Source organism: Caballeronia choica (assembly GCF_001544535.1).
Lineage (GTDB): Bacteria > Pseudomonadota > Gammaproteobacteria > Burkholderiales > Burkholderiaceae > Caballeronia > Caballeronia choica.
This window is the reverse complement of the sequence record NZ_FCON02000046.1, coordinates 1-23,538: the sequence shown is the minus strand read 5'-3', so window position 1 is coordinate 23,538 and position 23,538 is coordinate 1. Positions and strand designations below refer to the sequence as shown.

Sequence of the window (23,538 nt, the reverse complement as noted above, 5' to 3'; positions counted from 1 at the left end):
GACGCGCTTACGTCTCTTGCGGCGGCGGAAACGTGCCGATCTGCCGGTACAGTGCGAGCCGGTCTTCGAGATGCCACGTTTTAGCAACCCGGTCGCCGCGCAACTCATGGAACGAATGCACGGCGAACGCGACGGGTTTCGATGTCGGTGCAATGCCGGCGATCGGTCCGGTGTGCGTGGCGGTCACTCTTGCGCGCACGGCGACGCGGTTGTCGTGAACGATCACGTCGAGCAAGTCGATCTTCAGCCCGGGAAGGCCCACGGAGAGATTGGAGAAGAGCGGGATCATGTCGTCGACGAGCATCACGCTGTCTTCCGAGCCCGCGATGTATTGCCAGTCCGGGGTCACCGCCGCGCGCAACAAGGCGATGTCGCATTGCTCGAAGGCCTGATACACGCGCGCCACGGTGCGTTTTGCAGCGTCATCCGCGGCGGGCGTGGCTGGGATCTCGTCACTCATTGTGGCTCCTCGTCGGTGGGACTGTCGGAGCCTTGATTATCGTCCACGCGTCGCGATGCGTCTTGGAAGGGGTTTGTGAACCGTTCGCCCCGACGTCGTGGCAGTTGGCATTTGCGGTCCGGCTATCGGCCTGCGGCCTGCTGGTTCGGCAACGGCCGCCCGTCGACCAGCGCCTTGCCGTACTCGATTGCGAAGGAAACCGCTATCGCAGCCGATTGAAACTTGCCAAGCGGCCCCATCGCGCGCCGGATGCCGTTCGGCTTTTCCACCAGCAGCAGCACGTTGAAGGCCTCAGGCGTTCGGGAGACGATCGGCGTCAGTCCCCAGCCCTTGTATTCGATCGGAGTTCCGTCCATCGTGTGTCTCCTTGCCGTGCGGCGTCATCGGGAGTCACAAATCTAGTCTTTCGCACGAGCGTTCGAAACCCCGCTTTGGGAGGTAGTGCGACGAATGTAGGAGGGATTGGCCGGAGCCAGCGGGCGATGAATACGGACCCGCGCTCTTCGGATGCAGGCCTTTGCATCAGACATGAGGCGTCGTCAGACGACGAGGCCGCGCAGCACGTACATCTGCACGTCTGAAGCGTCCGGCTTCAGGCTTCGAGAAGAAACTGCACCATGCGATCGCAGACGCGTCCGAACATCTGCGTGCCGGTGACCGTCTTGCAACCGCGCGCGCGGGCCGCTTCGATCAGCGGCGTGAGCGGCGGCTTGGTCACCACATCGCCGACGAAGGTCGTGGCCGCGAGCCGGGAAATGTCGACCGGCAGCGGATCGTCGGCGCGCATGCCCATCGGCGACGCGTTCACGACGACCTCATACGATTCCGCGCCGGCATCGCAGTCGGCGATCGTCACTTCGCCGAGCTTCAGCGCATTGAGCCGCGCGACCAGCGCTTGGGTGCGCCCGGCGTCGTTGTCGCGCACCGCGAGCGATGCAACGCCCGCATTCACGAGCGCGTGACCGATAGCCGACCCGGCACCGCCCGCGCCGACGAGCAGCGCGCGTTTCGCCTTCAGATCGCAGCCCGCGTCGCCGAGCGCCGCGACAAAACCCGTGCCGTCGAACATGCCGCCGTGCCAGGTGCCATCGGCCTGCCGGCGCAGCGTGTTCACCGCGCCGAGAAAAGCGGCTTCATCCGAGAGCGAAGCGCAGTATTGCGTCGCGCTGAACTTGTGCGGCACGGTGATGATCACGCCGTCGACGTTTTGCATCTGCGTGGCGGCCGTGAAGAACGCGGGCAGGTCGGACGGGGCGACGTGCGCGGGGACGACGACCGCGTCGCGTCCTGCCGCGCGCAGCGCGGCCGTCACACCCGCCGGCGAGCGCACCTGCGCAATCGGATCGCCGACGATGAAATACACACGCGTCGCGCCGCCGAGACCTGCGTCGAGTGACGCGGAAAACGAGTTGCCCTGAGTCATTGTCTTGCCTCCAAGTCGTGATAGCCCCGCTTCGAACTTTAATCTAGAGTTGAATTGTATTCAATAATTTAATCTGGAACTACATTCCAGTGTTTGAGCTTTTTCGCGGCAGCGTTCAGTTCCCGCCTGAGCAGGCGTCGCATGGTCCACGCGCCACCCGTCCGTCACCAGCACCTTCATCGTCGTCCTCTGTCGTCTCTAAAAAGCCTTTTCAAAGCTACGTTTCTGGAATAGTATTCCAACATCAAAGAATATTCCACATCGAAGCTGGATCGTATCGCGAGCCGGGCATCAACGAGACAAGGAGCTTGAAATGGTGGAGACACTCAGCGCCCTGACCCCGAACGAAACGTTCGATGTCGTGGTGGTCGGCGCGGGCGGGGCGGGCATGTCGGCGGCGCTGTTCGCGGCCATCGATGGCGCGCGGGTGCTGCTCGTCGAGAGCACGGAATATGTCGGCGGAACCACGGCGTATTCGGCGGGCACGACCTGGATTCCGGGCTCGCTGCACGCGGGCGACGTCAATCGCGACGATACGGTCGAGAACGCCGAAGCGTTCCTGCAACGCGCGGTCGGCGAGCGCAGCAGCCGGGCGATGCGCCGGGCGTTTCTTGCGGCGGGCCCGAAGGCGGTCGCGCATATCGAGGCGAACTCGGAGGTGAAATACCGCGCGCGCCCGTTTCATCCCGACTACCTGTCCGAAGTCGAAGGCTCGACGTTGCGTGGCCGCGCGCTGGAATCGCTGCCCTTCGACGGCCGCAAGCTCGGCAAGAACTTCGCGTTGATTCGCCCGCCGATTCCGGAATTCACCGTCGTGGGCGGAATGATGGTCGATCGCGACGACGTCGGGCACCTGCTCAACATGACCCGTTCGCTCGCATCGTTCGGACACGCAGTGAAGCTGCTTGCACGCCACGCATGCGACCGCATCAGTTGGCCGCGCGGCACGCGCCTCGTGATGGGCAATGCGCTCATCGGACGGCTGCTGCATTCGCTCTTTGCGCGCGATGTGACGGTGCTCGTCAGCACGAAGCTCGAACAGTTGCATGAGAGCGCGAACGGCATCGATGCGATCACGCTCAGCCAGAACGGCGAGCGTCGCCGTATCGCGGTGAAGGGCGGCGTGATTCTCGCGAGCGGCGGTTTCAACCGACATCGCGAGCGGCGCGGCGCAATGTTGCCCGGCGTCGATCCGAGCTGGTGTCCCGGCGCCCCCGGCCACGCGGGCAGCACGCAGGACCTGGCACTTGGCGCCGGCGCGCGTTATGGCGAAGGCGCGCTTTCAAATGCGTTCTGGGCGCCCGTCTCCGTGCGCAAGCGCAGCGATGGCACGACCGCAGTATTTCCCCACTTCCTGATGGATCGCGGCAAGCCGGGCATGGTCGTCGTGAACCAGGAAGGCCGGCGCTTCCTTAACGAGAACACCTCGTATCACCTGTTCGGCATCGCGATGCAGGAGGCGAATCGCAAGACGCCATCGGTGCCCGCGTATCTCGTCACCGATGCAGAAGGCTTGCGCAAATACGGACTCGGCATGGTGCGCCCGGGCGGCAAGGGCCTCGCGCCCTTCATCGCCGATGGGTATCTGACCGAAGGCCGCACGCTCGACGAACTTGCCGCGAAGCTCGGCATCGACGCAGCCGGCCTCGCCGACAGCGTCGCGCGCATCAATCGCTATGCCGAGACCGGCGTCGATCCCGACTTCAAGCGCGGCACGACCGACTATCAGCGCGCCAACGGCGACGCAACATCGACCGGCCCGAATCCCTGCATCGGCCCGATCGGGCGCGCGCCGTTCTACGCGGTGCGTCTCTATCCGGGCGACATCGGCGCGGCGACCGGCCTCGTCGCGGACGAGAACGCACGCATACTCGCTCGCGACGATCAACCGATCGGCGGACTCTACGCTTGCGGCAACGACATGCAATCGGTGATGGGCGGCGTGTATCCCGGCCCGGGCATCACGCTGGGTCCCGGACTCGCATTCGCGTATCTCGCGGGACGTCATGCGGCGGCGCGTGCTTCATCGGCGGTCCGAGCGCATGCTGCGAAGACCGCCACGACCGCTTAATGACCCTCATCGAACGAAGCAGACTCACCATGAAACTCGAACCGATTCTCGAATGTGACGTGCTGGTGCTGGGCTCCGGCGCGGGTGGATTGTCCACGGCGGTGACCGCCGCGACGCGCGGCCTCTCCGTCATGGTCGCCGAAAAGGAAGACGTGTTCGGCGGCACGACCGCGTGGTCCGGCGGCTGGATGTGGATCCCGCGCAATCCGCTCGCGACGCGCGCGGGCATCGTCGAGGATATCGATGCGCCGCGCACTTATCTGCAAAACGAACTCGGCGCACAGTTCGATGCCGGCAAAGTCGATGCGCTGCTCGAACATGGCCCGAAGATGGTCGAGTTCTTCGAGCGCAACACGTCGATGCGTTTCATCGACGGCAACCGAATTCCCGATTTTCACACGACGAACGGCGCGGCGAAAGGCGGCCGTTCGATCTGTGCGATGCCGTTCGATGGCCGTGAACTCGGGGACCTGATCGACAAGCTGCGTCCGCCGCTTGCCGAGGTCACGATCAAGGGCATGGCGATCGGCTCGGGGCAGGACCTCGCGCACTTCTTCAACGCGACGCGTTCGCTGCGCTCCGCATGGCACGTCACGCGGCGGCTCGTCGCGTTCGCGGGGCACAAGCTGCGCTACGGACGCTCGATGCATCTCGTGAACGGCAACGCGCTCGTGGCGCGCTTGCTGAAGTCGGCGGCGGATCGTGGCGTCGACCTGCGCACGCGGGCGAAGGCCGTCGAGATCCTGCGCGACGGCGACCGGGTGCGAGGCGCGCGGGTCGAGATCGAAGGCGTGATGCATGAAGTGCGCGCGGCGCGCGGTGTCGTGCTCGCGTGCGGCGGCTATCCGCACGACCTGGCGCGGCGCGCGCAGACGTTTGCCTACACGCCGTCGGGACGCGAGCACTGGTCGGCGGCGCCGCGTGCGAATACCGGCGACGGCATCCGCATGGGCGAGGCGATCGGCGCGCATTTCAACGATGCACTTGAAACGCCCGCCGCATGGGCGCCGGTTTCGCTCGTGCCAAAGGGCAAGAACAAGCCGGAAGCCGCGTTCCCGCACCTGATCGAACGGGCGAAGCCGGGCGTGATCGCGGTGACGCGCGGCGGCAAGCGCTTCGTCAACGAGGCATCGTCGTATCACGACTTCATGAGTGCGCTGATCGGCACCACCCAGCCAGGCGATGAAGTGTGCGCGTGGCTCGTCTGCGATCATCGTTTTCAGCGGCGCTACGGGCTTGGATTTTCGAAGCCGTTTCCGTTTCCGATTGGACCTTATCGACGCTCTGGCTATCTGAAGCAGGCCAACACGCTGCAGGAACTCGCGACGCAATGCGGCATCGATCCGCAAGGACTCGTCGAGACCGTCGCGGCGTACAACGGTTATGCGAAGGACGGCTTCGATCCGCAATTTCATAAAGGCTCGACGCCCTATAACCGCGTGCAGGGCGACCCGCGGCACATGCCGAATCCGTGCCTCGCGCCGATCGTCGATGGGCCTTTCCATGCGGTCAAGCTGCTGCCCGGCAGTCTCGGCACTTTCGCGGGCCTCTCGACCGACGAGCGCTCGCGCGTTCTCGACCAGACGCGGGCCCCGATTCGCGGCCTCTACGCGGTCGGCAACGACGCGGCCAGCATGATGGGCGGCTGCTATCCGAGCGGCGGCATCACGCTCGGTCCCGCGATGACCTTCGGCTATCTCGCCGGCATCGCGCTCGCTGAACCGGCCGGTTCGGAAGCGGTCGCCGATCTCTCTACATTCAAACGTGCAAGGACAATGCAATGACCCTCTATGACGTAGTGACACTCACGGTAAAGATCGGCACGAATGCGCAGGTCTTCGAAAATATCAAGGCGAACAGCGACCAGCCGGGCGCAAAGCTCCTCGGTTGCTGGTACTCGGATATCGGCGCGCTCGGCAAGGTGATGGTGCTGCGCGGCTTCGAATCCGAAACAGCGCTCATCGCCGAGCGCCGCCGCCTCTTGCTCGAAGGCAATCCGTTCAACTGCGGCGAGTTCATCACCGATGTGAAGGTCGAAAGCTATTCGCTGTTTCCGTTCCTGCCGCCGATCGAGCCGGCGGAGCATGGCGGCATCTATGAGATGCGCGTCTACGGCACGAAGCTCGCGAGCCTTCAGCACACCATCGATGCATGGGAAACCGCCGTGCCCGAGCGCATCCGGCGCTCGCCGCTGGTCGGTGCGATGTATGCGCTCGACGGCACCGTGCCCCGCTTTCTCAACATCTGGCCGTACAAGAGCGTCGACGAACGTTCGCGCATTCGCGCTGAGGCCGTGAAGGATGGCGTCTGGCCGCCGAAGGGTGGACCGGCCCATCTGACGACGATGGAATCGACCATCTACGTGCCCGCGCCGTTCTCACCGTTGCGCTAGGAAGGGGAAGACATGTCAAGGCAAAACCAACGCGCGTTGTCGCTGTCCGCATTGACGGTGCTCGAACTCACGCCGCCGCAGATGGTCGAGTGCGCGGCCGAGGCCGGCTACGATTTCGTCGGCCTGCGGCTCCTGCCCGCGACCGATCATGAAGTACGTCACGAGATCGTCGGCGATACGCCGCTGAAACGCGAAACGCTGGCGCGATTGAAGGACACCGGCGTGCGCGTGCTCGATGCAGAAATCCTGCGCCTCAAGCCCGATACCGACATCGCCGCCTATCAGCCGATGCTCGAAACGGCGGCTGAACTGGGCGCACGCTATGTGCTCGTCGCGGGCAACGACCCCGACGAAGCGCGCACCGCCGAACGCCTCGCACAACTGTGTGAACTTGCCGCGCCGCTCGGACTCACGCCGTCGCTCGAACCGATGCCCTGGACCGACGCGAAGGACATCACGCAGGCCGCGCGCATCGTGAAGGCTTCGGGGGCGATGAACACGGGTCTCATCATCGATCCGATCCACTTCGACCGCGCGGGCTCATTGACCGATGAACTGCGTGCGTTGCCGCGCGAATACTTCGGCTACGTGCAGTTTTGCGATGCGCCCGCCGAGCGGCCGAGCGATCTTCAGACGCTGCTCTATCAAGCGCGCTGCGAGCGGATGATTCCGGGCGAGGGCGGCCTCGACCTCGCGGGCATCCTGCGCGCGCTGCCCGACGGCTTGCCCATCAGCATCGAAGCACCGATGGAAGGCTGGGCCAGGACGGCAAACGCGGTTCAACGCGCGCGCAGGCTGCGCGAAGCGACACTCGCGGTGCTCGACAAGACCTACGCGCTCAACTGATTCAAGTCCCCTGTCGGCGTGACGCCCGGATACCGGAAAAAAGTCCCACCGCGCCGCATTCGTCTATTGAGTTCCGACCTGGAATCGTGTTCTCATTGGGAATCGAACATTCCGAGAGAGCGATCAATGGCAGGGAATCTGGAGCGGGCGCTGGGGATCATCGAATTGCTGGCGAAGAACGGCGGGCGCATGCAGCTCGCCACGATCGCGGACACGCTCGGCATTCCGCGCAGCGGCACGCACCGGCTGCTGTCGATGCTGATCGACGAAGGCTACGTCCGTCAGGACGAGGAGCACGGCGAGTACATGCTGGCGCTGAAGCTCGTCTCGCTGGCGCTGGTGTATCTGTCGACGGGCGGCGTGCTCGACGTGTCGCAGCCGGTGCTGGACCGGCTTGCGGCGGCGTCGGGGGAACTGGCGCGGCTCGGGGTCGTCGAGGATGATCACATCACGTTCGTCGGCAAGGCGCAGGGCGCGAAGTCGGGTCTGCGCTATGACCCGGACATGGGCAGCCAGCCGCCGCTTCATTGCACGGCGAGCGGGCAGGCCTGGCTTTCTTCGCTTTCCGATGAAGAGGCGCTTGAACTCGTGTCGAAGCAGGGCGGGCTTGGTAAGGCGGGGCAGGGCGGGCCCAAGGCGCCCAAGACCATTCAGCAGTTTCTGCAGGATCTGCAGGGGGCCCGCAAGCGCGGCTACGGCATCGCGAGCGAAACGTATGAGGCCGGCATGACGTCGATGGCCGCGCCGATTCATCATCCGGTGACGGGGGTGGTGGTGGGCATTGTGAGTCTCGCCGGGCCGACGAGCCGATTGCCGGAAGCGCGGTTGAAGGAGCTTGCGCCGGCATTGCTCGAAGCGGCGACGGACATGGGCGCGGCCACGCTGAGTTCGCCTTATTTCAAGCGCACGCCGGCGGTGGTCGAGGTGCCGGCGGCGCCGGTGGCGAAGAAGCTGCGCCAGCGGGGAAAGTGAGCGCGAGCAAGCACCTTACGCCGCCGACGGCACGTCGCCGCCCGTCGCCATCCAGAGGACTTCCGCGTCTTCCTCGCTAGTCGATACGGCCGCGTGGCCGGTGCGGCTGTCGAAATAAATGCTGTCGCCTGCGTTCAAATGCGTCGGCGTGTAAAGCTCCGAATACAGGCACACGCTGCCGCTGATCACATACAGAAACTCTTCGCCCTCGTGACGGCCCCAGTCGTCGAAGGCATCGAGCGTGTGCGCCGAAATGCGGATGCGAAACGGCAGCATCGCCTTGTGCGCGAGATCGGTCGCGAGCAATTCCATCTGATAGCCGCGATACGCATGGCGCCGGCCCTGGTCCTTGCGCGTCAACGACCGGCGGCCGCTCGCGCCCGGCGCAGCGGTCGAACCGAACAACGCGCCGAGGTCGATCTCCAGCGCGCGAACGATCTTTTGCAGCACGTCGAACGTCGGCGACATCAGCCCGTTCTCTATCTTCGACAGCGCCGAACGCGAAACGCCGCACAGGCGGCTCGCAGTCTCGAGCGTCATGTCGTGCGCGACGCGAGCCGCTTTCACCCTGCGTCCCAGATCGGACACCGGCGGTTCGGCGGATGCGTTGAGGGTTTTGCTGGCCATTGTTTCCAGGTATCGCTGGCTTAGTGGAATTCCTGTTTCCGATAGTAACATTCGTTCGGGATTTGCCGATCGTTCTTCGCAGCGTCGCGCAAACGCGCCACGAGTGAAAGGTAAGACCCTAAAAATACGGGTTTTCACCTAACACGCATACTTGAATGCAGACGTGGGGCACTGTCGTGTATAGTTGCCCAATCCACTCAAGTTTCGTATCGGAAATACAAGGAGCGCACTATGGACGCCAATTCGATTCTCGCCGAACTCGGCATCGCGAAGCTCGCCGACGGCGGCGACCTCGACGTGACCTCTCCGATCACCGGCGAACGCATCGGCCGCGTGAAGACGCACACTGAAGCCGAAGTCGATGCGGCGCTCGCGCAGGCCCGCGCGGCCTTCGCGCAATGGCGCGATGTGCCGGCGCCGCGACGCGGCGAACTCGTGCGGCTCCTTGGCAATCGCCTGCGTGAGAAAAAGGCGGCGCTCGGCCGCCTCGTTTCGCTCGAAGCAGGCAAGATCCTGCAGGAAGGACTCGGCGAAGTGCAGGAGATGATCGATATCTGCGACTTCGCCGTCGGCCTGTCGCGCCAGCTTTATGGCCTGACGATCGCCTCGGAACGGCCGGGTCACCGGATGGCGGAAACGTGGCATCCGCTCGGCGTGTGCACGGTGATTTCGGCGTTCAATTTCCCGGTCGCGGTGTGGTCGTGGAATGCGGCGCTCGCGCTCGTCTGCGGTAACGCGGTCGTCTGGAAGCCGTCGGAAAAGACGCCGCTCACGGCGCTCGCCGTCGAGCGCATCATGCAGGACGCGCTCGCGGAATTCGGCTCGGCACCCGCCGGCCTCACGTCGGTCATCATCGGCGGGCGCGAAGCCGGTGCGCAACTCGTCGCCGATTCCCGCTCGGACATCGTCAGCGCGACGGGTAGCACGGCAATGGGCCGCGCGGTCGGCGTGGAAGTCGCGCGCCGCTTCGGACGCTCGATCCTCGAACTGGGCGGCAACAACGCGGGCATCGTGTCGAAAAGCGCCGATCCCGAACTCGCGCGGCGCGCCATCCTGTTCTCGGCGGTCGGCACGGCGGGGCAGCGCTGCACATCGCTCAGGCGGCTCTTCATCCATGAGAGCGTCTACGACGAAACCGTTGCGCGCCTGAAAGAACTCTACGCAAAAGTGCCGATCGGAAACCCGCTCGAAAAAGGCGTGCTGATGGGGCCGCTGATCGACGCCCAGGCGTTTGCACGCATGCAGCAAGCGCTCCAACAAGCGAAGGAAGAAGGCGGCACGGTGTTCGGCGGCGAGCGCGTCGAGGTCAAGGGCTGCGAGCAGGGTTTCTATGTGCGCCCGGCGCTCGTCGAGATGCCCGCGCAAACGCAGGTCGTGCTCACCGAAACGTTCGCGCCGATCCTCTATGTGCTGCGCTATGGCGACTTCGATGAAGCCATTGCCGCGAACAACGCCGCATCGCATGGATTGTCGTCCTGCGCGTTCACGACGGACCTGCGCGAAGCCGAGCGCTTCCTGTCGGCGGCGGGCAGCGACTGCGGCATCGCGAACGTGAACATCGGTCCGAGCGGCGCGGAGATCGGCGGCGCGTTCGGCGGCGAAAAGGAAACCGGCGGCGGCCGCGAATCGGGCTCGGATGCGTGGAAGGGCTACATGCGCCGCGCGACCAACACGGTCAATTATTCGTCGGAATTGCCGCTCGCGCAGGGCATCGACTTCTCGATCGGCTGACGACGACGACGACGGCGGCGCGCCAGCAAGCATTCTGCACGGGACAGGAGACTGACAGCGTGACTTCGAAGGTGGTGATCGTCGGCGGCGGCGTGATCGGCAGTGCGGTGGCTTACTTCCTGCGCGCGTCCGATCCGAGCGTGCAGGTCACGGTGATCGAACGCGATCCGACTTATGCGCGCTCGTCGTCGGCGCTGTCGGCGGCGTCGATCCGGCAGCAGTTTTCCACGCCGCTTTCGGTGCAGATGTCGCTCTATGGGATCGCGTTCTTGCGCTCGATTGGCGAGCGCCTCGAAGTCGATGGCGTTCAGCCGTCGATCGACCTGCATGAAGGCGGCTATCTCTTTCTCGCGACGGCGGCGGGCGTCGCGACTTTGCGCGAGAACCACGCGCTACAGACAAGGCTCGGCGCCGACATCAGCCTGCTCGACAGCCAGCGCCTGCGGGAGCGTTTCGCGTGGATGAACACCGACGACCTCGCGGCGGGCGCGTTCGGCGAAAGCGGCGAGGGCTGGTTCGACGGCTACGGACTCGTGCAGGCGTTTCGCAAGAAGGCGCAAGCGCTTGGGGCGCGCTATGTCGCGGCCGATGTCGTCGGACTGGAGCGCGACGGACGCACGGTGACGCATGCGGTTACGTCGAACGGTGAGAGCCACGCATGCGACATGCTGGTGAACGCGGCGGGTGCGTGGTCACGCACAATTGCGCAGATGCTCGGCATCGACATCCCCGTCCATGCGCGGCGACGCAGCATCTTCAACGTGTCGTCGCCGGCGCGGCTCTCGGCGTGTCCGCTCGTGATCGACCCGAGCGGCGTCTACTTTCGTCCCGAAGGGCGGACCTATATTTGCGGCACTTCGCCGTCAGCGGACAACGATCCCGACGACCTCCCGCTCGATGAAGTCGACCATGCGCTCTTCGACGACGTCATCTGGCCGACGCTCGCCCATCGCGTTCCGGCGTTCGAAGCGTTGCGCGTGGAGAACTGCTGGTCCGGCTACTACGAGTACAACGTGCTCGATCAGAACGCGATCATCGGTTGCCACCCGGACATCGAGAATTGCATCTTCGCGAACGGCTTCAGCGGGCACGGTCTCCAGCAAGGACCGGCGACGGGGCGCGGCGTCAGCGAACTGATTCTGCATGGCCGCTATACGACGCTCGATCTCTCGTCGCTCGGCTGGCAGCGCGTGCTCGACAATCAGCCGATCGTCGAAAAGAACGTGGTTTGATGCCGCATCGGGCGAACCGTCAGTCGGTATTCGAGCGGCGCCGCCATTCAAGCCGCGTGCGCCCGGGCGGCTCGTAGTGCGTGCCAAAGCGCACGAGGCCGCGTTTGCGCAGATGACACGTCATCTCGTAGCTCACCACCATGCCGCTTTCAGTCGGCAGCACTTCCAGGTCGATCGAACGGATGCGCGGCTCGTAGACAAGCAGCGTGGCTTCCATCTGCGCCTTGAGTTGATGAGCCGACGCCGGCAGGTTGCGGTAGATCGTGCTCAGGTCGGGCAGACCGTAGTCCGGCAGATGCTTGAGCGTGCCCGCGCGAGTGTTCAGGATGCGCCTCAGGTTGTCCAGCACGCTCAGGATTTCGAGCGTGTCGTTGTCGTGGGCGTCGAGCGGCTCGCCGTCGATGTGGCCGAGCAGCATGTCGTAGAGAGACGGCCCGCTCGTCATGCCGGATTGCCTGCGTGGTCGAACTCGACCGCGATGCCGTCTTCGTCGGAGTATGAGAGGCGCACTGCCGCGCTTGCCTGCTGACTTGCAGCACGCGCGAGCAGTTCGCGTGCGAGCACGGGCAGGATCTGCTGATCGAGCAGGCTGTGGATGTTGCGCGCGCCCGAATCGGGCAACTGGCAGGCGCGCACGAGTTCGCCGATCAACGCGTCGTCGCAGACGAGCGGCACGTTGAAGCGCCGCTCGATGCGTTGAGCCACCTTGTCGAGTTTCATCCGCACGATCGACGCCAGCGTATCCGACGACAGCGGCCGGTACACGATGGTCTGGAAGCGCGCGAGGAGCGCCGGTTGAAAGTGCTCGACGAGCAGCGGGCGGATCGCTTCCATCAGCGTGCCGGTGGTGACATCCTTCGAAACTTCCATCGCGCCGGTGATCTCGTCGCTGCCGAGGTTGGACGTCATCACGATCACCGTATTGCGGAAATCGATCGCGCGGCCTTCGCCGTCGCGCATGAAGCCGCGATCGAATACCTGATAGAACAGGTTGAGCACATCGCGATGCGCCTTCTCCACTTCGTCGAGCAGGATCACCGAGTAGGGCCGCTGACGCACGGCCTCGGTCAACACGCCACCCTGCCCATAACCGACATAACCCGGCGGCGATCCCTTCAGTTGCGAGACCGTATGCGCTTCCCGGTACTCGGACAGATTGATCGAGACGAGCGCGCGTTCGCCGCCGAACATCAGGTCGGCGAGCGCGCGGGCGGTTTCAGTCTTGCCGACACCGGACGGTCCCACGAGCAGGAACACGCCGAGCGGCGCTTCCTCCGACTTGAGCCCGGCTTTCGCGGCGCGCAAGCTTTTGCCGAGCGCGGTAAGCGCATCGTCCTGACCGACCACGACACGCGCGAGCCGTGTCTCCAGATCGAGGAGTGTCGCGAGTTCGTCGGACAAGAGGCTGCCGGCTGGCACGCCCGTCCAGTCGGCGATCACACGCGCGATGGCCGCTTCGTCGACTTCCGCGTGGACCAGCGCATCCGCGCCGTGTTCCGCGATGGCCGCGTGGGCCTGCGCGATCGATTGCCGGAGATCGCGCCTTGTGGATTCGTCGGTGGCCGCGAGCCATGCTTCGCGTTGCGCGATCAGGGTGTCGGTCGCGGCCTTCTGCTCGGCGAATGCGCAATCGAGCCGTTCACGTTCGATCGCGAGCGCGGCAAGCCGAGCGTCGATGGCGTCGAGCCGTCCGCTCACCTCGGCCGATGCCGCGCCCTGATCCTGCACGAGCGCCAAGCGTTCGACTTCGAGCGCCGCCTGTTCGGCCGCGCAGGTTGAGATCGCGATCGGCGTGGCTTCGCGGCTCATCCTGACGCGTGCCGCCGCGGTGTCGAGCAGGTCGACGGCCTTGTCGGGCAACTGGCGTCCGGTCAGATAGCGGCGCGACAGCCGCACGGCCGCGCCGACCGCCGCGTCAGTGATATGCACGCCGTGGTGCCGCGCGTAGCGTTCCTTTAGTCCCCGCAGCATCAGGCAGGCGCGCACGTCGTCGGGCTCGTCGACCTTGACCATCTGGAAACGCCGCTCGAGCGCGGCATCGCGCTCGAAGTATTGTTTGTATTCCGACCACGTCGTGGCCGCGATGGTCCGCAATTCGCCGCGTGCGAGCGCGGGCTTGAGCAGGTTCGCGGCGTCCGCGCCGCCTGCGGTATTGCCCGCGCCGATCAGCGTGTGCGCCTCGTCGATGAAAAGCAGGATCGGCGTCGCGGACTCCTGGACCGCTTCGATCACGTTCTTCAGGCGCTGCTCGAATTCGCCCTTGACGCCCGCGCCCGCTTGCAGCAGTCCGAGGTCGAGGGTGAGGACGCTGACGTCGCGGATCACGGCGGGCACGTCGCCTTCGGCAATCCTGAGCGCCAACCCTTCGACCAGCGCCGTCTTGCCCACGCCTGGCTCGCCGACGAGGATCGGATTGTTCTTGCGGCGCCGCGCGAGGATATCGACCATCTGCCGGATCTCGACGTCGCGTCCGAACACGGGGTCGATCTTGCCGTCGCGGGCCTTTTGCGTGATGTCGATGGTGAAGCGGCGCAGCGCTTCGGATTCGCCGCGCAGCGTGACGTTCGGCTCAGGAACATCACGTTCGTGCGTCACGCTTCCTTCGCTGACCACAGCCGGCGCTTCAACCGATATCCGGTCGAGTTCCGCGCGCAACCGGTCGACCTGCGTCGCGGAGACGGACAGCAGCGGCCACGCATCGGGCGCGCGCAAGAGATGCGGTGCATCGGCGAGGGCGGCGAGCAAATGAGCGGAGCGGATCGACGCTGGACCGCCTTCCAGCGAAGCCCGCATCCACGCCGCTTCGAGCCATGTCCCCAGCCGCTGGGACAATCCGGGCTTGCCGCGCATCTCGTGCGGCAAGCGGTCGATGGCGGCGAGCAGGCCATTCCAGATGCCGTCGACGTCGAGTTCATAGCGGCGCACGATCGCGACCAGATCGCCGTCGCCGAGCTCCAGCAGCTTGATGAGCCAGTGTTCGACCTCGATGTCGCGGTGGGCGCGCGTTTCGCAAAGGCTCGCCGCGTCGGCGAGCGCGCGGGCGCAATGATCGTTGAGACGGCGCAGGAACGGGGAGAGGTCGCGTGGGGTCATGGCGAGAGCGAAGAGAGGCGGGTAAAAAGCGTCAGTCCGCGTGGCGGACTGACGAAAAGCGCTGGCACCGGACCGACGTTGATTCGGCGCGTTGATGCCAGCGCGGGGGCACGCTTTCAGGAGCGTTCGTTCCAGCTGTCGGCGTGGATGATGTTGCCGTCCTTGTACGACCAGGTGATTTTCTCGTAGCGCAGTTCGATGTCTTCGAGGTGGTTGTGCTTCTCGAATGCCGGGTTCTTGATGTCGAGCATCTTCGGCTTGACCGCGACGACCTTCACGTTGTCGAGCTTCGTGTTGAAGTACTCTTTTTCCTTGCCCGCGTCGTCGATCTTGTACCACTTGATCTCGATCGACTTGAGCGTCTGGCCGCTCGTCACCGCTTTGTAGAGATACGGCGTCGAGGCGTCGGTTTCCTTCGTGAAGGTGATCGGCGCGTGCACGCGGGTGCCGGTCAGCTTGCCGGTGTTGTTGTCGGTCGGAATGCTTACGCCGTGATTGAACTCGACGATTTCGACACTGCCTTCGCGGCCATTGACCGTGACCGAGCCCTTGATGTCGGCGCCGCCATCGTCCTTGATCCACATGTATGCCGGAATAGCCATTTCTATTTCTCCTTGGTGGGTTGCAGCAAAAATCCCGAAGCCCTCTGCCACGGGATGAATTCAGGCGCCAGGACGCTCCGGAACCAGCGTGATCTCGACCCGCCGGTTGCGCGCGCGCCCTTCGGGCGTGCGGTTGTCGGCGATCGGGCGGGAGTCGCCGTAGCCCTGGATCGCGAACGCCGACGCGGGTGTCGCGGCCGCTTCCATCAGCCAGTCGCGCACGGCGCTCGCGCGGGCGATCGAGAGGCGCTGATTGCTTTCGCGGTCGCCGAGGTTGTCGGTGTGGCCGGCTACGAGAATCCGCTTGCCCGGCTGAGCCTTGATCATCTCCAGCGCGCCGACGAGTGCGCGCGTCGAACCGGGCTTGAGTTGCGCGCGCCCGCTGTCGAAGAGCGACATGCTGTCGAGCGTGATGATGGTCGGCGGCGAGGGCGGCGGCTCGTATGACGCGATTGCCCGGTCGAGCACCGGTAGCAGCGCCGCGCCGCGATACATGCCAAAGCAGAGGCGCAGTGGAACGCCGGTGCGCTCGTAGCGGTCGAGGCGGTCGCGGTCGGCGGTCAGCGCGGCGAGTGCGGCGCGACGCGCGCTGTCGTGCTCGGCGGGCGTGCCAGTGAAGCGCGCGAGGTTGGCCGCGACCTGGTTCATCAGCACCTGATTGTTCTTGGCCGCGCCCCAGCACGCGAGCGCGAGCGCACAGGCGAGCATCGCGATGGCGTGAGCGAAAGCGCGCAGGCGCGGCGGGACCCACGCTCGCCTGGGGCACGCATCGATCAGCGGCTCGGGCAAGGGCCAAGGCATGGACGATGCGGCAAGCGGCGCTGGGTCGAGGCATGTGCGCGAACGCAGATGCGCTTGCCACGGAGCCTCGACACGGTTGCTCGCGGGGCCACAGTCGATCCATGCCGCGCCGTGCAGCGGCCACGGCGATGCAGGCTGGCGCGGGTCCCGCAGCACGCCATTGACGACTTCCCAGGTCCAGCCGATGAGCGACGCGAGGCCCGCTGCGCGCGCTTCAGGCCGCGCGCGACCGGTCGCTCGCGCTTCTGCTTCGGCCGCTTGCATGACACCTTCGAACTGCCGCACATCGCGCAACGGCGCCGTCGCGGACAGGCCGAACCAATGCGGACTGTCATCTTGCGTGAGCCGCTGATAGACGGCCACATAGCCGGGCACGTGCGTGGCAAGCAGGCGCGCTGTGTCGCCGAGTGCCTGACGGTGCGCGCGCAGCGTTTGCGTGAGGGTGTCGTCGGTGTGGGTGTCGGGCGTGAGCGTGAGCACCACGCCGTCCGGAGAACGATCGCCGCGCCACGCCTTGACCGCGAGCGCGAGGCCCGGCAAGTCGCGTGGCTTGTTCACGCGCAGCCAGATCGCGCCCGCGCCGACGTGGACGGCTCGCCCGTTCGCAAAGACCTGTTCGAGCGCATCGCCGACGACCAGCACGAGCGGCATCCGCGTGCGCAGCGCGCCCGGCAAGTTGCCCAGCGCCGTGGACCTGCCAAGCGCCGATAACGTCGCGGCATTCTGTTCAAATGCGCGCCGCAGACGCAGCGTGTGCCACGCGATCAGCGCCGCACCGGCCGCGCACGCCGCACACGTCACGCTCCACGCGACGCCGCGGCTCAACGGCAACACCGCAAGCACGACGCCCGCCGCGAGCAGCACGGCGAGCGCGACAAGCGTGCGGAACGGATATCGCGTGAAGCCGATGCACCATCACGGCAGCTTCGTCGAGACCTATTCGGTCGAAGCGGTGGATTCATTCGATCACGAAACTGCCGAGCGCTTCGAGTACGTGCCGTTTTCGACGTTCCGTCATCGCGGCGGCATGCTGCGGCATGAAGCGCCGGAACGGTACTTCCATACGCGCGTGAGGCAGGGCGTCAAGGGGCTCTTCGATACGTGGATCATCCTCGGCGGCCACGCATGGGAATCGATGCAGGATTTGCCCGAGGAAACGCTGTCGCTGCGGGTGACGGGCACCAACGGCATGTTGCCGCGCAAGGGCCTGCGTGAGGCGAGCATCGACCAGTTGGTGGAAAGCGCGCCGAACGTGGCGCAGGTTCGCAATCTCACGTCGCCGACCTTGCCGGTTTATCCGCCCGTCGACGATCGCTTTCAGTGGCGCGTGCTGTCGCATCTTGCGCCGAACTTCCTGTCGCTGATGGACGCGGAAGTGTTGCGCGGCGCGCTCGCGCTGTACGACTGGACGAGCGACGAGATGAACCGCCGGCGGCTCGCCGGGATTCAGCATGTCGTGCAGAAACTGCTGCGGCGCGTGGTCGGCGGGGGCATCGAGCGCGGTGTGTTGATCGAAGTGACACTCGACAGCCACGCCTTTGCGGGCGAAGGCGATGTCTGTTTGTTCGGCGAGTTGCTGCATCGGTTCTTTGCGCTGTACGCGGAGATCAATTTGTTTACGCAACTAACTGTCATTAGCCTCCCCGCCGGTAAACGGATCGAATGGCCAGCGAGTCATGCAGGAAGGTCGTCGCTATGAAGGTGCCCAACATGCCTCATGGCTTGTCCAGTCTGCCGCCGCTTGCGCGCGTCGTGCTCGCGCGCGCGTCGCGGATAAATTTCTTCCAGTTGTGCCAGTTGCTCGAACACCTGACGCCCGAATCCAGGCGCGATCGCACCGTTCCAGGCACACGCGACACCCCCGCCGGCGACCCGGTGCGATTCCGCCCGCATCCAAAGGTGGGGTTTCCGGGCACCGAAGTCGCGGCTGTCGAATTCGATGGCGAACACCCGGATCGGCCGCCGTCGGTGCGCACCACGTTTCTCGGCCTGTACGGCGTCAACGCGGCGATGCCGCCGCACCTGATCGACGACATCGTCTTGAGACGCGAGGGGCACGAGGCCGTGATGGCCTTCCTCGACATCTTCAATCACCGGATCGCGACGCTCTTCTTTCGTGCGTGGCGCAAATACCGGTATCCGGTGGGGTTCGAGCGCGGCGGCATCGACGCCATGTCGCGCAACCTGTTATGTCTCGCGGGCTTCGGTCTCGGTGACAAGGCGACGAGCGCGGGGTTGCCGTCGTCGCGTGTGCTGGGACTGCTGGGCTTGCTTGCGCAACGCACGCGCACGGCGGAAGGGCTGACAGGCGTCGTCGCGCTCGCGGTGCCCGGTGCGGGCGTGAAGGTCGACGAGCGCTTCGCGGTGTGGGTTCGCCTCGACGAGCGGCCGACCCTGCGCTCGGGCGGTTCGTCCAGACAGACCGCCGCCGCAGCAGAAGGACTCGGCCGGGGCCACGTGCTGGGACGGCGCGTCATCGATCGCGGCAGTGCGGTGCGGATCACGCTTGCGCCGGCAACCGCCGCGCAGGCGCATGCGCTGCTCCCGGACGAGCCGCTGCATCGCGAGTTGATGAGCCTGCTGCGCCTGTATCTGGGCAACAAAGCGGATGTCGTGCTGCGCATGGAAATATCGGCGGCCGTCGCGCCGGCGCTGAGGCTCGGAAGCCCGCGCGTCCCGGCGGCGAGCGAAGCGGACAGTCCTCCAGCCGGACGTCTCGCCTGGACGACGCTGTTGAAACCCGTCGGCGATCGCGTTATCACGATCCCGCTTGGCCGCTACGATGCGATTCCCGCGAAGGTAGCCGCGCGGCGCACCTCGTGTGCGGCCGCCGCATGAACCAGGAGATTGCATGCGAACCGTTGTCCTCCTCACTGCCGTGGCCGCGAGCCTGATCCTAGACGCATGCGGTGCCTGGCAGTCCGCATCCGATGCGACCTCGACCGCTTACCACGCGGTGTTCTACAAGCAGGTCAAGACGCTGAATCTCGATCTCACCGCGCGCGCGTCGCTCAATCCGGACGAGGCGGATCGCCCGGTGTCGGTGGCGGTGCGCGTCTATCAGTTGAAGGACCGCCGATCCTTCGACGCCGCCTCCTACGACGACCTCCTGAACCGCGACCGCGCCGTGCTGGCCGCCGATTTGCAGGATAGCGCCGGTGTCGTCGTCAATCCGGGCAGCGCGGCGAGCGTGTCGCAGCCGATGCGCGCGGACACCGGATATGTGGCGGTCGTCGCGTTCTTTCGCGACGTGAAGGACGATCGCGACTGGCGTCGCGTGATTTCGAAGCAGTCGATGTCGGCGAGCGAGCCGCTCAGGTTCGAACTGGTCGATCGCGAACTGGTTGCGCTCACCGATGCGCCGCGCCAGCGTCCGGCACGATGACGTGCGCGACCTGCGCTGATCGCACGACGAGCACTTTTTTTGCTTGACTACTTGGCACGGCGGTGTCGGTTCCTGGCAACAATCCTCGTATTTATTGTCGCGAAAGCCCGACCTGCAGACGTTTGCCGGCCGTCCATCGATGAAATCCACTAGGGCGTTTGCAGTTTTGTGCGCGCACTCTTGATGTGAAGGCCAACCCTCCATCAACTTCCACAAGGAGTGACAAATGGACACCAACACGCATGCGACTTTCGCGACGTGGCTGGACGATGCCGAAACAATCGGCGATGAACAAGCCCCAATCTCGCATCATTCGAGTCAGGTCTGCGCGGAACCGGAATATGTCACCGAAGTCTGCGGACGTTTCGCCGGCGAAGGTGCCGAAGAAGGCCAGACGTCCCGCGTCGTGCGCGGCTACAACTAACCGCCCGCCAGTTGTTCTAAATCCCTCCGCTCCATAGCGGACTGCTCGCTGCGTGTAGTCGGCGGCCTCTCAGGCTTGCCGGCGCGGCGTGCCCCCTCCCGTCTGCATCACTCTCCCTTGCTTTTTCGCACGTGTCGTCGCGCCATTCGAGCGCGTAGCGACCCCCTTTTCTCGCGTTGACAATCGTCCTTTACCAGCCTATAACCATCCCATTGGATGTTAAATGGATGGTCGATATGGCAAAACAGGTTGTCGAAGCGCTCCGCCCGAAAGGCGGGGAGAGCGAAAAAATCACGATCAATCTCGGTCCCGTCGATCTCGGACAGATCGATTTGCTCGTGGAAGAGGGCTTTTATTCGAACCGGACGGACCTGATCCGCACGGCGATCCGCAACCAGCTCGCGCTTCATGCGCAGGTCGTCAACGAAACGGTCACGCGTCGTGAACTCGTACTTGGCCTGCAGCATTTTTCGAAGCGGGATCTCGAAGCGGCGCTCGCCGCGAACGAACGCCTGAACATCCACGTGCTGGGACTCGCCAGCATCGCGTCCGACGTATCCACGGAACTCGCATTGGCGACGATCGAATCGATCGTCGTGCTCGGAGCGTTTCACGCTTCGCCCGCGGTCAAGGCCGCGCTCGCCGATCGAATCGGCTAGCGCCGGGCCGCACAACCCGACTCAAGGAAACAAGAAAATGAAACTGAACGAAGGCTTCATGAATTCGATGCACAAGGTGATGGCGCTGTTGCGCAACGGCAATCCCACCGAGGCTACCGAAGCAATCCAGCGCGCACTGCGCGGCGAGGAAATCGCCGACGTGGCGAGCGAAGCGCATGCGGACGTCCAGGTCCAGGAGCGGCCCGCGACTGCCACCGAAACTTCAACCGCCACCGCCAGGGCGAAGGCGTTCACGCGTGCGCCGGCTCCGTCGGACCTCGAAGTCGAGGATCGCGGACACTTCACGACGCATTCGTATGCGAACGCCGCCGGATTGCGCCAGTATCGGCTCTATGTGCCGGCGGGTTATCGCAGCGAGCCGCTGCCGCTCGTCGTGATGCTGCACGGCTGTACCCAGGACGCCGACGATTTCGCTGCCGGCACGCAAATGAACGCGCTCGCGGAGAAGCACAACTGCATCGTCGCGTATCCGATCCAGCCGCAGCACGCCAATCCGTCGAAGTGCTGGAACTGGTTCAAGCCCGGCGACCAGGAGCATGACAAGGGCGAGCCTTCGCTGATCGCGGGGATCACGCGCGAGGTCATGGCAAGCCATCGGGTGGACCCGGATCGCGTGTATATCGCGGGACTGTCGGCGGGCGGCGCGATGGCGGCGATCATGGTCCGCGCGTATCCCGAGCTGTACGCGGCAGCAGGCGTGCATTCCGGCCTCGCCCACGGATGCGCGCACGACCTGCCGTCGGCGCTCGCGGCCATGCGCGGCGGCAAGCGCAAGGGAGCGAAGGCGCGTCGCGGCGGCCTGGACGGCGCGCTCGTCGAGGCGCCGAAGCGCCCGCTGATCGTCTTTCACGGCGACGCGGACAAGACCGTGCATCCCTCGAACGCGATGGACCTCGTGCGCGGCTTCGGTCTGGAAGCGTCGAGTCAGAACCACGCGCCCGCTGCGGCGCCGGGTCATCGCATGTGCAACGTCAAGCGGCTCAAGTCGGAGCATGGCGTCGATGCCGAGTTGTGGACCATCCACGGCGCACCGCATGCGTGGGCCGGCGGCAGCCCGCGCGGGACTTACACCGACGCGTCCGGTCCCAACGCCAGCGCCGAAATGATGCGTTTCTTCCTCGCTCATCCGCGCCGGATCCACTGAGATCGACGGACGGTCCGGCCGTCACCGGCCAGTTTTCGACCCGCTCGCCGGCGTCCAGCCTCTGTCCATCGCGTGCGGCGAGCGCGTGTCGCGTCGTCGCGACACGCGTTTTCCCGTATACCGCGCAGTGCCGCCACACGCGCTCCCGCGCCACTCATGCACGGCCGCTCGACCGTCAGCGATGCGAACCGATACATCGTCGAGATCGAGCATTGCCGGATGGAGTTCGCTTTTTTGATCGCCTACGCTGGGTTGAACACGGGGCAAACGCATATGAAAAGCATGACTTTATCCGGCGCGCCGCAGGGCAGGATCTGCGCATTGGCCGCTATTCCGGCATTCAAACCGGATGCGTCGCGATGAACCCGTTCTCCCCCGACGACGATCCGCCCGTCAGCGGCATCGGTCCGTTCTGGCGCAAGCGCGACCTGGTCGATCTTCCCGGCGATGCGCGGCGCCTTGGGCGTTGGGTCGCTGCGTCGGCGTGTTTTGTCGTCGCGTGGTCGTTGGTCGAATTGCCCTGGGAAATCGACATCACCGGCAGCGCAAGCGGCGGCCTAACGACGAGCGGCGAGGAAATCGCCGCAGTGCTCGCATCGAAGACGCTGCTCTTCGCGATCGTCGGCTTGGCGCTGCAACGGCGGCGGGCCGCGAAGTATGCGCTGCTGTTCGTGTGCCTGATGAGCGTGCTCGCGATGGCGCCGGAAATCCCCCTCGAATACGCGCATTCACCGTGGCTCGCGACACTCTCGGGCGTCGAATGCCTTGGCAAGTTGTCGACGTTCGTGTTTCTCGCACTCGACTTGCGCGTGAAGCGTTGATCGAGCGATTGAACCGCTGAAGCGCAAAGCGCGCTATCTTCACGTACCGGCGCACCGTGCTTCGTTCGAGCGCTTGTGCCGGACACAACTCACCAAGCCGAATCGACGGACGCGGCGCCCGGGTCGCCCGTGCACGAAACGCGGGCATGGAGTACCAAGGGCGAAGTGCGTCGGGGCAAATCGGCGAATCGAAAATAACGCGGTCACTCTGGAGAATCCGTCATGATCCACATTCGCGCCATTTCAGCAGCCGTTGCCGCATCGATCGGGATTGGCCTTGCATGGGCGCCCGTCGCGATGGCGCAAACCGCCGCGCCCGATGCTGCCGCTTCCGTGTCGAAGGAAACTCACAAGGCGCAACGCAAGGCCGCGCGTGCGAAAAAGAACGCCGAGTTGAAGGAGCTCGAGAAGAACGGTTATCAGCCCGGTGGCGATCAGCAGAACTATCCGCAGAACATTCAGGACGCGCAGCGCAAGGTGGACGCGGAGAAGGCCGCGAAGGGAGCACCTGCGTCAGCGCCTTGAGATAGTCGCTGGGGGGTGGGTTGGGTTGGGTTGGGGCACACCGTTTGATGTTTTTGCGCTCCTATGGAACTTGTATTGTTTTTGGTTTATTAGCTCTGCCCCTGTCCGGGGCGGGACTCACTTTCTTTGCTGCTGCAAAGAAAGTAAGCAAAGAAAGCAGCTTTCCACCGCCAATGCTTGCCAGTCGCCGCCAGACCGTTATGTCGGAGTGGTCCAACCGGGGGAGTGTCGTTAGCGGGGTTTCATCGTTGTTGGCATGTAGAAAAGGCGCGCACGTCGCACCGCTGCGCGGAGTGGAACAGCAGTCAT

Annotated in this window: 24 protein-coding genes and 1 pseudogene; 17 read left to right on the top strand and 8 right to left on the bottom strand. The window is 65.0% G+C overall.

Annotated features, from left to right (window positions below; genetic code table 11):
- Positions 1–7 precede the first annotated feature (7 nt).
- The 3 genes from AWB68_RS20465 to AWB68_RS20455 all read right to left on the bottom strand — a co-directional run bounded on the left by AWB68_RS20465 (position 8) and on the right by AWB68_RS20455 (position 1,883).
- Entirely contained in the window at positions 8–460 is a 453-nt protein-coding gene (locus tag AWB68_RS20465) for an ester cyclase (protein ID WP_087646176.1), read from the bottom strand.
- 122 nt (positions 461–582) lie between these two features.
- Complete coding sequence (locus AWB68_RS20460) at positions 583–816, bottom strand: hypothetical protein (RefSeq protein WP_087646175.1); 234 nt, start codon at positions 814–816, stop codon at positions 583–585.
- Between the two features lie 236 nt (positions 817–1,052).
- A complete protein-coding gene (locus AWB68_RS20455) occupies positions 1,053–1,883 on the bottom strand; it encodes a shikimate dehydrogenase family protein (RefSeq protein ID WP_087646174.1) in 831 nt (276 codons plus the stop codon).
- A 313-nt stretch (positions 1,884–2,196) separates the two neighbouring features.
- On the opposite strand from AWB68_RS20455, the gene AWB68_RS20450 reads away from it, so the two are divergent.
- From AWB68_RS20450 to AWB68_RS20430, 5 genes are all read left to right on the top strand, one after another.
- The gene (locus AWB68_RS20450; protein WP_087646173.1) at positions 2,197–3,954 is read left to right on the top strand and encodes an FAD-dependent oxidoreductase; all 1,758 of its coding nucleotides are present in this window, start codon (positions 2,197–2,199) and stop codon (positions 3,952–3,954) included.
- A 29-nt stretch (positions 3,955–3,983) separates the two neighbouring features.
- Positions 3,984–5,738 (top strand): FAD-dependent oxidoreductase, encoded by a 1,755-nt coding sequence (locus tag AWB68_RS20445; protein ID WP_087646209.1) that lies wholly within the window; start codon positions 3,984–3,986, stop codon positions 5,736–5,738.
- Positions 5,735–6,346, top strand: a complete 612-nt coding sequence (locus tag AWB68_RS20440) for an NIPSNAP family protein (RefSeq protein WP_087646172.1) — start codon at positions 5,735–5,737, stop codon at positions 6,344–6,346. The genes AWB68_RS20445 and AWB68_RS20440 overlap by 4 nt, the downstream gene beginning before the upstream one ends.
- A 12-nt stretch (positions 6,347–6,358) precedes the next feature.
- The gene (locus AWB68_RS20435; RefSeq protein ID WP_087646171.1) at positions 6,359–7,192 is read left to right on the top strand and encodes a sugar phosphate isomerase/epimerase family protein; all 834 of its coding nucleotides are present in this window, start codon (positions 6,359–6,361) and stop codon (positions 7,190–7,192) included.
- 126 nt (positions 7,193–7,318) lie between these two features.
- Positions 7,319–8,164: an IclR family transcriptional regulator gene (locus AWB68_RS20430; RefSeq protein ID WP_087646170.1), complete on the top strand. Its 846-nt coding sequence runs from the start codon at positions 7,319–7,321 to the stop codon at positions 8,162–8,164.
- 15 nt (positions 8,165–8,179) lie between these two features.
- Here AWB68_RS20430 and AWB68_RS20425 read toward each other — a convergent pair whose 3' ends face one another.
- Positions 8,180–8,791 (bottom strand): helix-turn-helix domain-containing protein, encoded by a 612-nt coding sequence (locus AWB68_RS20425; RefSeq protein ID WP_087646169.1) that lies wholly within the window; start codon positions 8,789–8,791, stop codon positions 8,180–8,182.
- Positions 8,792–9,022: 231 nt separating this feature from the next.
- On the opposite strand from AWB68_RS20425, the gene amaB reads away from it, so the two are divergent.
- Together amaB and AWB68_RS20415 are read left to right on the top strand one after the other, a co-directional pair.
- A complete protein-coding gene (amaB, locus tag AWB68_RS20420) occupies positions 9,023–10,522 on the top strand; it encodes an L-piperidine-6-carboxylate dehydrogenase (RefSeq protein WP_087646168.1) in 1,500 nt (499 codons plus the stop codon).
- Positions 10,523–10,581: 59 nt separating this feature from the next.
- The gene (locus AWB68_RS20415) at positions 10,582–11,754 is read left to right on the top strand and encodes an NAD(P)/FAD-dependent oxidoreductase (RefSeq protein WP_087646167.1); all 1,173 of its coding nucleotides are present in this window, start codon (positions 10,582–10,584) and stop codon (positions 11,752–11,754) included.
- Between the two features lie 19 nt (positions 11,755–11,773).
- Here AWB68_RS20415 and tssE read toward each other — a convergent pair whose 3' ends face one another.
- From tssE to AWB68_RS20395, 4 genes are all read right to left on the bottom strand, one after another.
- Complete coding sequence (gene tssE, locus AWB68_RS20410) at positions 11,774–12,199, bottom strand: type VI secretion system baseplate subunit TssE (protein WP_087646166.1); 426 nt, start codon at positions 12,197–12,199, stop codon at positions 11,774–11,776.
- Positions 12,196–14,847 carry a type VI secretion system ATPase TssH gene (gene tssH / locus AWB68_RS20405; RefSeq protein ID WP_087646165.1) on the bottom strand — a complete coding sequence of 884 codons (2,652 nt, stop codon included), beginning with the start codon at positions 14,845–14,847 and terminating at the stop codon, positions 12,196–12,198. Before tssH ends, tssE begins: the two co-directional genes overlap by 4 nt.
- 116 nt (positions 14,848–14,963) lie before the next feature.
- On the bottom strand, positions 14,964–15,449 hold the full coding sequence (locus AWB68_RS20400) for an Hcp family type VI secretion system effector (protein ID WP_087646164.1): 486 nt from the start codon (positions 15,447–15,449) through the stop codon (positions 14,964–14,966).
- Positions 15,450–15,509: 60 nt separating this feature from the next.
- Positions 15,510–17,114: an OmpA family protein gene (locus AWB68_RS20395; RefSeq protein WP_235028424.1), complete on the bottom strand. Its 1,605-nt coding sequence runs from the start codon at positions 17,112–17,114 to the stop codon at positions 15,510–15,512.
- On the opposite strand from AWB68_RS20395, the pseudogene AWB68_RS20390 reads away from it, so the two are divergent.
- The 10 genes and pseudogenes from AWB68_RS20390 to AWB68_RS49535 form a co-directional block, all read left to right on the top strand.
- Positions 17,038–17,949, top strand: a pseudogene (locus tag AWB68_RS20390) (type VI secretion system baseplate subunit TssF); the annotation flags it as partial. The gene AWB68_RS20395 and the pseudogene AWB68_RS20390 overlap by 77 nt on opposite strands.
- A complete protein-coding gene (gene tssG / locus AWB68_RS20385; RefSeq protein ID WP_087646162.1) occupies positions 17,946–19,088 on the top strand; it encodes a type VI secretion system baseplate subunit TssG in 1,143 nt (380 codons plus the stop codon). The pseudogene AWB68_RS20390 and the gene tssG, both read left to right, overlap by 4 nt.
- 13 nt (positions 19,089–19,101) lie before the next feature.
- Positions 19,102–19,635, top strand: coding sequence for a type VI secretion system lipoprotein TssJ (gene tssJ, locus AWB68_RS20380; RefSeq protein WP_087646161.1), 534 nt, complete (start codon positions 19,102–19,104; stop codon positions 19,633–19,635).
- A gap of 226 nt (positions 19,636–19,861) precedes the next feature.
- The gene (locus AWB68_RS20375) at positions 19,862–20,059 is read left to right on the top strand and encodes a hypothetical protein (protein ID WP_087646160.1); all 198 of its coding nucleotides are present in this window, start codon (positions 19,862–19,864) and stop codon (positions 20,057–20,059) included.
- A 236-nt stretch (positions 20,060–20,295) separates the two neighbouring features.
- Positions 20,296–20,718: a ribbon-helix-helix domain-containing protein gene (locus AWB68_RS20370; RefSeq protein WP_087646159.1), complete on the top strand. Its 423-nt coding sequence runs from the start codon at positions 20,296–20,298 to the stop codon at positions 20,716–20,718.
- A 37-nt stretch (positions 20,719–20,755) separates the two neighbouring features.
- Positions 20,756–21,883 (top strand): extracellular catalytic domain type 1 short-chain-length polyhydroxyalkanoate depolymerase, encoded by a 1,128-nt coding sequence (locus AWB68_RS20365; RefSeq protein WP_087646158.1) that lies wholly within the window; start codon positions 20,756–20,758, stop codon positions 21,881–21,883.
- 156 nt (positions 21,884–22,039) lie between these two features.
- On the top strand, positions 22,040–22,246 hold the full coding sequence (locus tag AWB68_RS20360; protein WP_087646157.1) for a hypothetical protein: 207 nt from the start codon (positions 22,040–22,042) through the stop codon (positions 22,244–22,246).
- On the top strand, positions 22,243–22,704 hold the full coding sequence (locus tag AWB68_RS20355; RefSeq protein ID WP_087646156.1) for a hypothetical protein: 462 nt from the start codon (positions 22,243–22,245) through the stop codon (positions 22,702–22,704). Before AWB68_RS20360 ends, AWB68_RS20355 begins: the two co-directional genes overlap by 4 nt.
- Positions 22,705–22,926: 222 nt before the next feature.
- Positions 22,927–23,229: a DUF4148 domain-containing protein gene (locus tag AWB68_RS20350; protein ID WP_087646155.1), complete on the top strand. Its 303-nt coding sequence runs from the start codon at positions 22,927–22,929 to the stop codon at positions 23,227–23,229.
- Positions 23,230–23,276: 47 nt separating this feature from the next.
- On the top strand, positions 23,277–23,538 hold a 262-nt coding region (locus AWB68_RS49535; RefSeq protein ID WP_143281967.1), incomplete at its 3' end, for a hypothetical protein.

Coding starts and splice junctions, on each gene's coding strand:
- tssJ (WP_087646161.1), top strand. CDS start 19,102: ATGCGAACCGTTGTCCTCCTCACTGCCGTGGCCGCGAGCCTGATCCTA.
- AWB68_RS20400 (WP_087646164.1), bottom strand. CDS start 15,449: ATGGCTATTCCGGCATACATGTGGATCAAGGACGATGGCGGCGCCGAC.
- tssH (WP_087646165.1), bottom strand. CDS start 14,847: ATGACCCCACGCGACCTCTCCCCGTTCCTGCGCCGTCTCAACGATCAT.
- AWB68_RS20365 (WP_087646158.1), top strand. CDS start 20,756: ATGAAACTGAACGAAGGCTTCATGAATTCGATGCACAAGGTGATGGCG.
- AWB68_RS20440 (WP_087646172.1), top strand. CDS start 5,735: ATGACCCTCTATGACGTAGTGACACTCACGGTAAAGATCGGCACGAAT.
- AWB68_RS20455 (WP_087646174.1), bottom strand. CDS start 1,883: ATGACTCAGGGCAACTCGTTTTCCGCGTCACTCGACGCAGGTCTCGGC.
- AWB68_RS20350 (WP_087646155.1), top strand. CDS start 22,927: ATGATCCACATTCGCGCCATTTCAGCAGCCGTTGCCGCATCGATCGGG.
- AWB68_RS20355 (WP_087646156.1), top strand. CDS start 22,243: ATGAACCCGTTCTCCCCCGACGACGATCCGCCCGTCAGCGGCATCGGT.
- AWB68_RS20460 (WP_087646175.1), bottom strand. CDS start 816: ATGGACGGAACTCCGATCGAATACAAGGGCTGGGGACTGACGCCGATC.
- AWB68_RS20465 (WP_087646176.1), bottom strand. CDS start 460: ATGAGTGACGAGATCCCAGCCACGCCCGCCGCGGATGACGCTGCAAAA.
- amaB (WP_087646168.1), top strand. CDS start 9,023: ATGGACGCCAATTCGATTCTCGCCGAACTCGGCATCGCGAAGCTCGCC.
- AWB68_RS20425 (WP_087646169.1), bottom strand. CDS start 8,791: ATGGCCAGCAAAACCCTCAACGCATCCGCCGAACCGCCGGTGTCCGAT.
- AWB68_RS20445 (WP_087646209.1), top strand. CDS start 3,984: ATGAAACTCGAACCGATTCTCGAATGTGACGTGCTGGTGCTGGGCTCC.
- tssE (WP_087646166.1), bottom strand. CDS start 12,199: ATGACGAGCGGGCCGTCTCTCTACGACATGCTGCTCGGCCACATCGAC.
- tssG (WP_087646162.1), top strand. CDS start 17,946: ATGAAGGTGCCCAACATGCCTCATGGCTTGTCCAGTCTGCCGCCGCTT.
- AWB68_RS20370 (WP_087646159.1), top strand. CDS start 20,296: ATGGCAAAACAGGTTGTCGAAGCGCTCCGCCCGAAAGGCGGGGAGAGC.
- AWB68_RS20450 (WP_087646173.1), top strand. CDS start 2,197: ATGGTGGAGACACTCAGCGCCCTGACCCCGAACGAAACGTTCGATGTC.
- AWB68_RS20360 (WP_087646157.1), top strand. CDS start 22,040: ATGCACGGCCGCTCGACCGTCAGCGATGCGAACCGATACATCGTCGAG.
- AWB68_RS20430 (WP_087646170.1), top strand. CDS start 7,319: ATGGCAGGGAATCTGGAGCGGGCGCTGGGGATCATCGAATTGCTGGCG.
- AWB68_RS20435 (WP_087646171.1), top strand. CDS start 6,359: ATGTCAAGGCAAAACCAACGCGCGTTGTCGCTGTCCGCATTGACGGTG.
- AWB68_RS20375 (WP_087646160.1), top strand. CDS start 19,862: ATGGACACCAACACGCATGCGACTTTCGCGACGTGGCTGGACGATGCC.